Origin of the sequence: Halanaerobium hydrogeniformans (assembly GCF_000166415.1) — a bacterium.
Taxonomy (GTDB): Bacteria; Bacillota; Halanaerobiia; order Halanaerobiales; family Halanaerobiaceae; genus Halanaerobium; species Halanaerobium hydrogeniformans.
The window spans coordinates 1,001,692-1,014,972 of record NC_014654.1 but is presented as its reverse complement, the minus strand read 5'-3'; the positions used below and the strand labels follow the sequence as shown (position 1 = coordinate 1,014,972).

Genomic DNA, 13,281 nt, shown 5'->3' with positions numbered 1-13,281 from the left:
TATATTTTATCATAAATATTAATTAATGCAAAGTAAATAATATCGGAATATATTTGTTATAATTTTAACATAGCATTTTTTTATTTCAATTAAATCTTATTTTGGATTGTTTTTTTGATTTAAGTCACCAAGAAATTAAAACTTTTTTTAGTTAAATTACATATTTTTCACTAGATTTTAAAGGTTTATAGGAAAAAACCGCCTTAAAAATGAGTGAACCTCTCCACCTAAATCAAAACCAAGATTTAGAGGGAGCTTCTAACTGCTTCATATAGATTAAAGTTCAACCTATATTACTAGGTCAGTTTACAAGATGTTTGGCTTTTAAGTTTTGCTCCTAATAGTTTAGGATACCCTTAATCTTGAAGGATTGTCCACAAATCCATTATCTCTCGCCTCTTTGATAGGTCTGAGAATACATTTATCGTTATGGTATTTACGAAGTATATTAAAGCTACCATTCTGATCAGCATTAATTAATAGGCCCTCGTTAGTTTTAAAGAGACCTCTAGTAATTCTTCTGGATTTATCATAGTTACTTTTATTTATTTTTTCCAGATCTACTGAATAGCGGCCAAATCGAATACGGTCATACTAAAGCTTTCCTTGCGTATTATAAATTAAAAGCTTTAGTGACTTTCACATTATATTTAGACTGTATCTTTTTAGATAAGGATAAGAGTAATTTATTATCTCTAATTCTAACAGCTAAATTGGTAAAAATTATTTCACAGGGATTACTGTTCATATGTTTAAAATTAGGTGACCCTGGCTGACCCTTATATTTTTGAGGATTCTTTTTATAATCTTTGAGAGAATTAAAAAAACTTTTCCAGTCCTGAGCTAACTGCTTTAATGCCTGCTGTCTGTTATGGGAGTGAAGGTAGTCATTATGCCAGTTATTTTTATATCTAGTTTCTAATTCAGTATAGACAGCTTTTACATCTTTATTATTTTTAATCTGATAATTGACTATATTATATAATTTAGAGCAATGCCAGGCTAATTCATTAATTATTACTAATTGCTTATGGCTTAATTTAGGGTTGAATTTAAATGATAATCGCATTGATTTTTCACCTCCATCCTACTATAATTATATCATACATATGTTTGCTTGTAAAAGAAAAAATGGAGGTTTGATCTTTATGAATAGAGACTTAAATAACAATTATTATTCTGTTTATAGTCTACAATATCATTATTGTATCTTCTGGTGGTGCTACTATTGAGACAATTAAAAAGTATATTGAAAATCAGAATAAATAGCCAATTCATCTCCACCCAATGCATAGCTTGGAAGGAGTTTTCTTGGCAGTTTTAGATAAAATAATATTTTATTCTTGAGTAATTTACTCAGATATTTGCATTTTTTTTTATATATGCTATAATTGTAGTGTGAAAAATATAACTACTAGCTAATTATTTAAGTAATTTAATTTTGCACATTAATTAAAAGGGAGGAACTACTATGCGACAACATGTTATTATATTAGGCGCAGGTTATGGAGGTGTTTCTGCTGCCAAAAAAATGGCTAAACTCGCCAAAAAAGAAGAAGATATAGAGGTTACGCTTCTTAATAAAGGAAAAAAGCACCATTTAATTACTGAATTACACGAAGTTGCAGGTAATAGAGTTGAGCCTGAAAATCTAGAAATTAGCTTAAACAGACTTTTTGAAAGTACCAAGGTTAATCTAATCTGGGATGAAATAACTGAGATAAATTTTGATGATCAAAAGCTTTATTCCGAGGAAAAAGAATATAGTTACGATTATTTGATCTTAGGAACTGGTAGTCAGCCAAATGACTGTGGTGTCAAAGGTGTTAACGAAAATGCCTTTACTCTCTGGTCAATGGATGATGCTAAAAAAATAAATCATCAGGTAGAAAAAATGTTTCATAAAGCCCAATTTGAAGATGATCCTGAGAAAAGAAAAGAATTATTATCTTTTGTTGTAGCAGGTGCTGGATTTACCGGAGTTGAAATGGTTGGAGAATTGACTCAATGGTTTGATGAATTATCTAAACAATATGAAGTTCCTAGAAATGAAATCAAACTTTATCTTGTAGAAGGATTAGAAAGAATTCTTCCCAATATAGATAAAGAAATGGCCAAAAAAGCTGAAAAATATCTCAATAAAAAAAATGTAGAAATTTTAACAGGTCACTTCGCTCAGGAAGTAAAAGAAAATGCTATTATTATTGATAAAGGTGAGCAGGGAACTGAAACAATACCTTCAAATACAGTAATCTGGACCTGTGGAGTAAAAAGTGCTCCTTTAGTTGAAGATCTAGATTTAGAAAAAGATAAAACTGAAAGATTAATAGTTAATGAATATTTACAAATACCAGTGCATAAAGAAGTTTATGCAATTGGTGATAATTCTGCAGCTCCATGGGCCGATAAAAAAACACTGCCTGCTTTAGTAGAGACAGCCATGCAGACTGGTGAATGTGCAGCAAAAAATATTTTTGCAGATATAAAAGGCCAGAATAAAGAAAAAATTGATGCCAAATTACATGGAGTAATGGTATCAGTAGGTTCGGATTATGCTGTTGCAGATGTTACCGGCCTATCATTAAAAGGACGACCCGCATTATTGCTAAAACATTTTGTTAATATGTTTTATTTCTTTGAAATAGGTGGAATTAAAGAAGGTTTTTCTTTAGTAAATGAATACATCCATGAACAGGCTTCAAAAAAGGGTATAGTACCTCAGCTATTTGATCAAGCTACAATGAAATCTCATACTTTCTTTATCGCTATTTTAAGAATATTCCTTGGTTATCAGTGGTTGATGAGTGGTATATCTAAAGTTCAGGATGGCTGGTTGCAGAGCCCTGATCATCTAGTTGCAGGAGCAACAGCTGCTCCAATAGGGCCAAATGCTGTTGGCTGGTATGAAGCTTTTATGGAAGCAGTGGTTATGCAGTATCCGATGTTCTTCCAGGTTGTCGTAACCTTTACCGAAATTGCGATTGGACTATCACTCTTTTTAGGTCTCTTTAGTGTCTTAGGAGCCATGGCTTCTATATTCATGAATATTAATTTCTTTTTATCTGGAACGGGAAACATGTGGTATTTAATGGCTTCTTTCCCCTGTCTGGCAAATTCAGGTCAATCATTAGGACTTGACTATTATGTACTTCCTTTAATCAAGAAATTAGTCTGGAGAAAACCCAAAAATAAAGCTGAACATCTTAAAGAAGTTGTTACAAAAAGAAAATAAAAGATAATATGCTATTTAAACACAAACTGCCGGGTATTATACCCGGCAGTTTCTTAGTTTCAGATAGTTTGTTTAAAAATGGTTTTTAAACCGATTAATAAATATTTAAATTCATTTTTTATTGAGAAATAAAGTTTAGTCATAAAACCTTTTTTCTCTGCCAGCCTTTCTTCACTTAAGGCTGCTACAAAATAAATCCTATCCACCTTATCATTTGCTTTAAAAAAATTAAATGATCGATAAACTTCTACCCCTTTAAAACCACTTTGCTGGAGTAACTTTTTAATTGTTTTAATTTCATAACCTTTTTCAGTATGAAATTCTTCAAAAGCAGGTAGCTTATCATCTTCAGGACTGATCTGTAATTTAACCTGCCAGACGGATTCTTTTGTATTCACAATATCTTCCCATAAACAGCTGTAATTTTCGCCCTCAAGCATTGTCTTTTTTTCTTCAATAGTATTAATCCTTTTAATCGAATTCATATCAAAAATAAATAAGCCATCTTTTTGTAGAACTTCTGCAGCACAGCTAAAACTCTCCTTAAGATCTTTCTCAGTTAGAAGATAGTTATAACTGTCAAAAACAGATAAAATTAAATCAAAATTACCAGGAAATTTAAAGTCAGTCATATCTGCCTGAACAAATTCTAGCTTTAAATTTTTAAGCTCATATTGGGAAAGTTTGTTTTCTGCTCTTTCGAGCATTGCTGATGATAGATCAAGAGCTTTAATTTCTTTTATTTTAGGAAGATTTATCAGTTCTTCTGTCATATTGCCAGTTCCTGCTGCAAGCTCAAGAATGGATTCTACTTCTAAGTTATAATAGCTAAGCAGATCTTTTAAATATTTAAACCAAAATTGATAGGGTACTTCCTGCATTATATCATCATATATTTTGGCAAAAGAATTCGTATAACTATTTTCCATTTTAAGACCTGTCTTTGGCAAGTTGAAGTAGAGACTCTAAATAATTATAAATTTCTTTACTTCCTTCTCCTGTTTCTGCAGAAAAGAAAATAAAATTGTCTTCTTTATCTAAATTTAGTTCTTTTAAAATAATTTTTTTCTGTTTTGCTCTTTCATTATTTGAAATTTTATCAACTTTAGTAGCAGCAATTAAGAAGCTTAACCCACTGGCTTTTAACCATTCTACCATCATTTTATCGTCTTTAGTTGGTTTATGTCTGGAATCAATAATTTGTACTATCCCGATTAAATTTTCTCTATAATTTAAATAACTATCTATTAATTCTGCCCAATCATCTTTGACCTTTTTGGGTACATTTGCAAAACCATAACCCGGCAAATCTACCAGATAAAATTTATCATCAATATTAAAATAATTTAATGATTGGGTCCGGCCAGGAGTGTTACTTGTCCTTGCCAGTTTTTTTCTTTTTGTAATTCTATTAATCAAAGATGATTTCCCAACATTTGAACGCCCACTGAAAGCAACCTCTGGCTGTTGTAATCTTGGACATTCTTCATATTTATAAACACTTTTATAGAATTTAGCATTACTCAATTTCATTTTCATCTTCCTTACATAACAGCATTTCTAATACTTCATCCATATGAGAAACAAAAGAAACCTCTATATCTTTTGTTATTTCTCTATCTATTTCTTCATAATTGTTTTTGTTTTTTTGAGGTAATATAAACTTACTTAAACCCGCTCTACGGCCGGCAAGAATTTTAGTTTTTAAGCCACCGATTGGCAGCACCCTACCTCTAAGTGAAATCTCTCCTGTCATTGCATAATCTCCCCGCACCTTACGATTTGTAAGTGCAGAAGCAAGAGCAATAGCAATTGTGATTCCTGCAGATGGGCCATCTTTTGGTACGGCACCTTGAGGAACATGAATATGAATATCAAAGTTTTTATAAAATCCATCAGTTAAAGAAAGTTCATTTTGTTTTGAACGAACATAACTCAATGCAGCCTGGGCTGATTCTTTCATAACATCACCTAAAGAACCAGTTAGAGTAAGCTCTCCTTTGCCCGGTACTACAGCAACCTCAATATCTAAAATGTCTCCACCTGCCTGATTATAGGCTAAACCGGTTGCAACTCCAACTCTATCCTCCAAGCTGCTCTGCTGATATTCATAATCTGGTAAACCAAGGTATTTTTCAACACTATTTACAGCTACTAATACTTTTTTGTCTCTGCCTTCTAAAAATTCCCTAGCTACTTTACGAGCAATTGCTGCAAGTTTGCGCTCAAGATTTCTAACTCCAGCTTCTCTTGTATATTCTCTAATAACCTTATAAATAGCATTAGAAGAAATGTTGATTTGATCTTCTTTTAAACCATGATCTTCATAAATATCTGGCAAGAGATGTTTTTCTGCTATTTTTAATTTTTCATCTTCTGTATAACCAGGTATCTCTATCAATTCCATTCTATCTAAAAGTGGAGCCGGTATTGTATGAGCAACATTAGCAGTGGTCACAAATAATACTTCTGATAAATCAAAAGGAAGTTCTAAATAATGATCACTAAACTCTATATTTTGCTCCGGGTCAAGAACTTCTAATAAAGCTGAGGCGGGATCTCCTCTAAAATCGGAACTCATTTTGTCCACTTCATCTAATAAAAACACAGGATTTTTAGTACCAGCATCTTTTATTGCACTTAATATCCTACCTGGACGTGAACCAATATAGGTTCTACGGTGCCCTCTAATTTCTGCCTCATCTTTTACACCACCTAAAGACAGGCGAACAAATTCTCTATTTAAAGCCCTTGCAATTGAACGCCCAAGTGAAGTTTTACCAACTCCTGGAGCACCTACAAGACATAAGATCGGGCTCTTTTTAGCAGGTGCCATTTTCCTTACAGCCAGATATTCGATGATTCTTTCTTTGACATCTTCTAAACCATAGTGATCTGCCTCAAGTATCTCATCAGATTTTTTAATATCAATTTCGTCTTCTTTAGAAATATTCCATGGTAAATCAAGTATAAAGTCAAGATAATTACGTATCACAGTTGCCTCAGGAGACATATTTGGGGTTCGATCCAATTTTTTTATCTCCTCTTCAATTTTTTCTGCAGCTTTTTCAGGTAGATCTACTTCTTCAAGCTTTTCATAATACTCCGCTATCTCTGCACTTGCACCCTGATCTTCATCAAGTTCATCTTTAATAACTTTCATCTTTTCGCGCAGATAATATTCTTTTTGATTTTTCTCTACCTTTTTTTTCACTCTCTTATTTATATCTTGCTCAATTTTAAGAACCTCTATCTCACTACGAAGTACAGCCAGCATTTTTTCTAAACGTTCTATTATATCAGTTGCCTCTAAAAGTTCCTGCAGCTGCTGATATTTTAAGTCGATTTGCGAAGATATAACATCTGCCAGTCTACCGGGATCTTCTATATCATTAACCGACATAATGGTTTCTGCGGGTAAATTACGATTGAATTTTATATACTGTTCAAACTCTTTAACAACTGTTCTCATCAGAGCCTTTGTTTCAGTATCAACCTCAACTTTTTCTTCAGGGCAACTTTCTACCTCGGCTAGAAAATAACCTTCAGTATCAATATATCTTTTAACTCTGGCTCTTTCTAAACCTTCTACAACTACTTTCATCATATCATTTGGTAATTTAACAAATTGCTTAACCTCAGCAATAGTACCAAATGAATAAATATCATCTATTTCTGGGTCCTCGATTTTTTCATCCTTTTGGGCCACAATAATAATTTTCTTCTCTTCCATCATTGCTTCTTCAAGTGCTTCAATCGACTTATCTCTACCCACTAAAAGAGGTATAACCATATGGGGAAAAACAATTACTCCTCTTGAAGCCAGCAAAGGCAGTTCCATAGTTTTTTTACTTTTAATTGCTTCAGACATTTATCTCACCTCTCACCTATTATAATTCGATATAATTAATATTTTACCTTTATAAATCTTTAAAAACGAAAGAGACAATACCACTCTTAAAGAGTAATATTATCTCTAATTCTTAGTAAAGCAATCCTTAGCAGAGAACTAAATGATTTTAGTCTGAACTAAGTTTTTAAGCACTTTCTTCTTTTTCTGTCATTTCATCTTCTATTTCTAAAATTGGATCTGCATTATTTTCTATAACCTCTTTAGTTATAATGCATTTTTTGATTTCTGGTCTTGATGGTAAGTCATACATAATATCAAGTACAGTATTTTCTACTACAGATCTTAAACCACGGGCACCTGTATTTCTAGAAAGTGCCTGATTGGCAATAGCTTCTAAAGCATCATCTGTAAATTCTAACTCTATATCATCCATCAAGAAAAACTTCTGATATTGTTTTACAAGTGCATTACGAGGCTCCTGCATTATTCTCACCATATCTTCAACTTCAAGTTCGTCTAAAGTCACCTGAACAGGCATTCTACCGATAAATTCAGGAATCAAACCATAATGAAGAAGATCCTGTGGTTGAATATGCTTTAAAATTTCTCCTATATTTTTACTTTCATTCTTGGTTTTAATATCAGCACCAAAACCCATCACTTTTTCACTAATTCTAGAATCAATTAATTTTTCCAGACCATCAAAAGCTCCACCGGCAATAAATAAAATATCTGTTGTATCTATCTGAATGAATTCCTGGTGGGGATGTTTTCTGCCTCCCTGTGGTGGTACGCTTGCAACTGTCCCTTCAATTATTTTGAGCAGTGCCTGCTGTACTCCCTCTCCAGACACATCTCTAGTTATAGAGGTGTTTTCTGATTTGCGGGCAATTTTATCAATTTCATCTACATAAATAATTCCCTTTTCCGCTTTTTCTACATCATAATCAGCAGCCTGAATTAATTTGAGGAGAATATTCTCTACATCTTCTCCTACATAACCAGCCTCTGTTAAAGAAGTAGCATCTGTAATAGCAAAAGGAACATCTAAGATTCTTGCTAAAGTCTGAGCCATTAATGTTTTACCACATCCGGTTGGTCCAACCATCATAATATTACTTTTCTGTAATTCAACATCATCAACTACCATATTTGTATTAACCCTTTTATAATGGTTATATACAGCAACAGACAGTGATTTTTTGGCTCTTTCTTGACCAATTACATATTGGTCTAAGATTTCTTTTATTTCTTTTGGTTTTGGTATTTCACTAAGCTTAAGATCAATTTCTTCATCAATTTCTTCTTCAACAATTTCATTACATAATTCTATACATTCATCACATATATATACACCTGGGCCAGCAACTAGCTTTTTTACTTGATCCTGGCTTTTTCCACAAAAAGAACATTTAAGTTCTCCTTCTTCATGATCGCCAAATTTAAACATTATATCACCTCTTAGGCTAAATTACTTTTCCTCTAACTCGTTACGTGTGATTACTTCATCAATGATACCATAATCAAGTGCTTCTTCTGCAGTCATGAAATAATCTTTTTCTACATCCTGAGCAATCTTTTCTACATCCTGACCAGTATGCTCACTTAATATTTGATTTAAGAGCTCTCTAATCCTCATCAGCTCTTTAATATGAATCTCCGCTTCAGTAGCTTTTCCCTGTGCTCCTCCAGCAGGTTGATGGATCATAACCCTCGCATAAGGTAAAGCATAACGTTTACCTTCAGCACCAGCTGCTAAAAGAAGTGCACCCGCACTTGCGGCCTGTCCCATACCGATTGTAACAACATCAGGTTTAATATATTGCATTGTATCATACATAGCCAGAGCAGCTGTTACAGAACCTCCTGGGCTGTTAATATAAAGATATATATCTTTATCTGGATTATCTGCTTCCAAAAAAAGCAATTGAGCAATTACTGTATTGGCGACCTGATCTGATACTGGAGAACCTAAGAATACGATTCTATCTTTTAAAAGACGAGAGTATATATCATATGATCTCTCTCCTCGATTTGTTTGTTCTACTACCATTGGTATAAGGCTCATAACAATTTACCTCCTTATTTTTTAAATCAAAGTATTTAAATAAATTATAACAGTATTATCACTTAAAAACAGTTAATAATTTACAAAATACTATAATTACATTTAGTTATTTTCTTTTAAAAACTCAATAGTTTTTTGACGTTTAATATCATCTTTTAGAGTTTCAAGCTGTCCCTGCATCTGAAAGATAGCTTTAATTTGTTCAGCTTCTCTGTCATGTATTTCAGCTATATTTTCTATTTCTTCATCTAATTCTTCATCACTAATTTCAATTCCCTCAACTTCTGCAATAGCATCTAAAACAAGCAATTCTTTAGCTCTTTCAGCTGCAGAATCTCTATTCTGTTCACGCCATTCTTCCTCATCTATTCCCATATATCCTAGATAATCTTCAACTTCCATACCCTGCTGAGAAATTGATTGGGAAAGACTCTGGAACATTTGATCAAGCTGTTCATCTACTAAAGTATCAGTCATCTCAACTTCAGCATTTTCACTTACTTTTTTAATTAATTCTTCTCTATAGTTATTTTCAGCATTTTTTTCTTTTTGTTCTGAAAGCTCTTCTTTAATACTTTCTTTTAATTCAGCTAAAGTTTCATATTCACTGGCTTCAACAGCAAAATCATCATCAAGCTCTGGAGACTTTCTAACCTTGATTTCTTTTAACTTTACATCAAATGAAGCATCCTGACCGGCTAAGTCATCTGCCTGATATTCTTCGGGGAAGGTTACTTCAACAGTTTTTTCTTCACCAACCTCAAGTCCAATCAGCTGTTCTTCAAAACCAGGAATAAAGCTACCTGACCCAATCTCTAAACTGTATTCTTCAGCAGATCCACCGGGGAATTCTTCTCCATCAACATAACCGGTAAAATCTATTATTGCAAAATCACCTTCCTGCAGTTCTTTTCTTTCAGAAGTTACAAGCTGGCTGTGTTCATTTTGCATATTTTTAAGACGTGCATCTATTTCTTCTTCTTTTACAGAAGCATCTTCTTTTTCTATACCTAAATCTTTATATTCACCAAGTTCTACTTCAGGTTTAACTTCAACTACTGCTGTAAATTTAGCAGGCTCACCTTTGGCAATATAAAAATCTGCAATTTCTGGTTGATCTATTGGTTCAATATCAGTTTCTTCTAATGCTTGACTATATCCCTGAGGAATTAAAATATCAAGTGCATCTTTATGAAGCACCTCTTCACCATATCTTTTTTCTACAATTTTTCGAGGAGCTTTCCCTTTTCTAAAACCAGGAATGGTCATATCTTTAACAACCTTACGATATGCTTTTTCTAAAGCTTCTTCAACCTTTTCACTTTCTATTTCAATATCCAGTTTAATCTTGTTACCTTCTAATACCTCTTTATTTATTTCCACCAATATTCCTCCTAACTCATATTTAAAAACTATTTTGTTATAGGCTCTATATGTTAATAATCCCCGATCTGGCACCGGGCCAATATCGGGGGTCAATGACAGAATTATTAAATGGTGCGAAAGGTGGGACTCGAACCCACACGGGGATTACCCACTAGATCCTAAATCTAGCGCGTCTGCCAATTCCGCCACTTTCGCAAGCTTTTGAGATAATTTCAAATTAATTATTTTAATTGTAAAAATTAACTTTACTTTTCACAAAAAGCACATATAATGTTAGCATAGCTTTTTATAAATGTCAAGACTTAAGACCTAATTTTCTTAATAAATTTTAGATTAAATTTAATTATCCGGTTTCATCAATGATAGATCAACTTTTTGTCCTTTTAAATTAAGTGCTTTGGTTAATAATTCTTCTACAGCACAAAATTTTGCCTGGTACATTTCTTTGGTAGTAAATTTAGCATAATGCCGATGCAAAAAACCATCAATACCCATAAATAATATTTCTGTTAATTCTTCCGGGTAGTCGGTTTCAAACACTCCAGCTTCTACACCTTCTTTTACTATTTCAGTAAAAACCGGAATAAACTTATTCCAGAATTCTTTATTTCTTTTTTTCATAAACTTTGCATTTTCATCTATCTTAAAAAACTCATAAACCTTAAAATTACCCTGTCTGGTAAAAATAAGCCTTAAAATTACTTTTTCTAATTTTTCAAGTGGACTGTATTTATCACTTTCTAAAATATGTTGAGCTTTTTTTTCAGTATGATTATACCTTTTTCCTAACAAAGCATTAATTATATCTTCTTTTGTGTCAAAATAATAATAAAAGGTTCCTTTAGCAACTCCTGCTCTTTCGGCAATTTCTTTAACAGTTGCTTTTTCAAAACCTTCTTCAATAAATAGCTTTTCTGCTTCTCTTAAAATTGTGTTACGCCTCTTAAGCGATTTTTTTGTCTTTTTAGCCAATCTTTATTCCCTCCACTGTAATATGACTTATGGTCAACAAGGTATATATATTATAGCATAGTTTTTAAAAAAATTAAAGATTAAAATCAGTCGTTATTTAGCAATAATTTTTCTATTTCTTTTGGACTAAGTGCTTTATAAAAATAATAACCCTGAACCTGGTCACAATTGAATTTTTCAAGCAGATCTAATTGTTCTTTGGTTTCTACTCCTTCGGCAATAACACTTAAATCTAAATTATGTGATAAACTAATTATCGATTGAGTTAAAAGCTGATTTTTCTCTTTTTCTAAATTATCTACAAATAATTTATCAATTTTTAATTTATCAATAGGTAAATAGCTAAGATAATTTAAAGAAGAATAACCACTTCCAAAATCATCTAAAGCTATAGTAAAACCTCGTCCCTTTAATTGCTTTAAGATCTTTAGAAAATTATATTTATTATCTAAAAAAGCATTTTCTGTTATTTCAAATTCTATTAGCTCCTGTTTTATTTTATATTTCTCAAAAGCCCTATCAATATTTTTAATTTTATTTGGATTGGATAATTCCAGTGGAGATAAATTAATAGAAACCTTGATTTCTTCTTCAGTATTATTTTTCCACTTGCTTATCTGCTTTAAAACTTCATCTAATACCCAGCAGCCTATTTCTCTAATCAGATGAGTTTTTTCGGCAATTGGTATAAATTCTGCTGGAGAAATAATACCTAAATCAGGATGCTGCCAGCGAATTAAAGCTTCTAAACTGACAATTTTTTTATCACTAAGCCTGATTTTAGGTTGATAGACAAGTGAAAACTCATCTTTTTCTAAACCGGTTCTTAAATCTTGTTTTAGATTTTCAAATTTCAACTTTCTTAAATAAAGTTCCTGATCAAAAAATCTATAATTTTGTTTCTTATTTTCTATACTGTGAGCAGCTATTTGAGCAGCCGAAATTAATCCTTCACCATCTAATGCAGAATCAGGGTAAAAAGCTATACCTATATTAATATTTAAATAATAATCTATTTCTCCTTTTTCCCAGAGTTTTTGAACAGCTGCTAGAATTTTTTCTGCTTTCTTACTATATTTTTTCTTGTTGACCCTATTGTTAATGATTATAAACTTACTATAATTATAATTTGCAATAAATGATTTTGAATCTTCTTTTTCTATATCTTTTAAGATATCAGCCAGTTTTTTGATAAAATTACTGGTCTGCTTATAGCCTTTAATATCCATTAAAGTATTAATATTTTCAATATTTATGTAAAAAACTGCAAAGTTATAATTTTTATTATTTTGTGATTTTTTTATCTTAGCTTTTAATTCTTCATCTAAATATCTTTTATTAGGAAGTGAGGTTAATGAATCATAATAAGCCTGCTGATATAACTCTTCCTCTTTTTTAAAAATCTCTTCAAAATTACTAACTAGAAGATAATATAAAAAGAAACCTGTTATTACAACAAAGGCTATCCCTTTTACCGACTGGATTTGCTGATAGCTAACATAATCTTTAAAAAGAAAGGCAGCTAAAGAATCAGAAAACAATATCCATAAAATCCCAAACACGAAATATCTAATGACTATTTTCCTAACAGGATTATTACTATCATTTTTTTTCATAATATCCTCCAATCAAAGCGTAACTATTTTACTAATATAGATAAAACTCCAGCTAAAGCTTATAAAGCTATAACCGGAGTTTTAATAATTTACAAAATTTATTTACTATTTTAACTTCATTATATACTAAAATTAGCAATATTATCAAGCAGTA

The 13,281-nt window shown here is 31.8% G+C and carries 10 protein-coding genes and 1 tRNA gene; 1 reads left to right on the top strand and 10 read right to left on the bottom strand.

Going from position 1 to position 13,281, the window contains the following annotated elements; genetic code table 11:
- Positions 1-613 precede the first annotated feature (613 nt).
- Positions 614-1,069, bottom strand: a complete 456-nt coding sequence (locus HALSA_RS12960; RefSeq protein WP_238524779.1) for a hypothetical protein — start codon at positions 1,067-1,069, stop codon at positions 614-616.
- A 402-nt stretch (positions 1,070-1,471) separates the two neighbouring features.
- Between HALSA_RS12960 and HALSA_RS04490 the strand changes: the two genes are divergently transcribed.
- On the top strand, positions 1,472-3,232 hold the full coding sequence (locus HALSA_RS04490; RefSeq protein ID WP_013405422.1) for an FAD-dependent oxidoreductase: 1,761 nt from the start codon (positions 1,472-1,474) through the stop codon (positions 3,230-3,232).
- A gap of 59 nt (positions 3,233-3,291) precedes the next feature.
- On the opposite strand, the gene HALSA_RS04485 is transcribed toward HALSA_RS04490, so the two are convergent.
- The 9 genes from HALSA_RS04485 to HALSA_RS04445 all read right to left on the bottom strand — a co-directional run bounded on the left by HALSA_RS04485 (position 3,292) and on the right by HALSA_RS04445 (position 13,127).
- Positions 3,292-4,161, bottom strand: coding sequence for a class I SAM-dependent DNA methyltransferase (locus HALSA_RS04485; protein ID WP_013405421.1), 870 nt, complete (start codon positions 4,159-4,161; stop codon positions 3,292-3,294).
- A 1-nt stretch (position 4,162) separates the two neighbouring features.
- On the bottom strand, positions 4,163-4,765 hold the full coding sequence (gene yihA / locus HALSA_RS04480; RefSeq protein WP_013405420.1) for a ribosome biogenesis GTP-binding protein YihA/YsxC: 603 nt from the start codon (positions 4,763-4,765) through the stop codon (positions 4,163-4,165).
- The gene (lon, locus tag HALSA_RS04475; protein ID WP_013405419.1) at positions 4,752-7,103 is read right to left on the bottom strand and encodes an endopeptidase La; all 2,352 of its coding nucleotides are present in this window, start codon (positions 7,101-7,103) and stop codon (positions 4,752-4,754) included. The genes yihA and lon overlap by 14 nt, the downstream gene beginning before the upstream one ends.
- A 166-nt stretch (positions 7,104-7,269) precedes the next feature.
- Positions 7,270-8,535 carry an ATP-dependent Clp protease ATP-binding subunit ClpX gene (gene clpX / locus HALSA_RS04470; RefSeq protein ID WP_013405418.1) on the bottom strand — a complete coding sequence of 422 codons (1,266 nt, stop codon included), beginning with the start codon at positions 8,533-8,535 and terminating at the stop codon, positions 7,270-7,272.
- 21 nt (positions 8,536-8,556) lie between these two features.
- Positions 8,557-9,153, bottom strand: coding sequence for an ATP-dependent Clp endopeptidase proteolytic subunit ClpP (gene clpP, locus HALSA_RS04465; RefSeq protein WP_013405417.1), 597 nt, complete (start codon positions 9,151-9,153; stop codon positions 8,557-8,559).
- A gap of 102 nt (positions 9,154-9,255) precedes the next feature.
- Positions 9,256-10,536: a trigger factor gene (gene tig / locus HALSA_RS04460; RefSeq protein WP_013405416.1), complete on the bottom strand. Its 1,281-nt coding sequence runs from the start codon at positions 10,534-10,536 to the stop codon at positions 9,256-9,258.
- Positions 10,537-10,648: 112 nt separating this feature from the next.
- Positions 10,649-10,734: transfer RNA gene (locus HALSA_RS04455), tRNA-Leu, on the bottom strand.
- A gap of 144 nt (positions 10,735-10,878) precedes the next feature.
- Positions 10,879-11,511 (bottom strand): TetR/AcrR family transcriptional regulator, encoded by a 633-nt coding sequence (locus HALSA_RS04450; RefSeq protein ID WP_013405415.1) that lies wholly within the window; start codon positions 11,509-11,511, stop codon positions 10,879-10,881.
- A gap of 86 nt (positions 11,512-11,597) precedes the next feature.
- Positions 11,598-13,127, bottom strand: a complete 1,530-nt coding sequence (locus tag HALSA_RS04445; RefSeq protein ID WP_013405414.1) for a putative bifunctional diguanylate cyclase/phosphodiesterase — start codon at positions 13,125-13,127, stop codon at positions 11,598-11,600.
- Between the last annotated feature and the right edge of the window lie 154 nt (positions 13,128-13,281).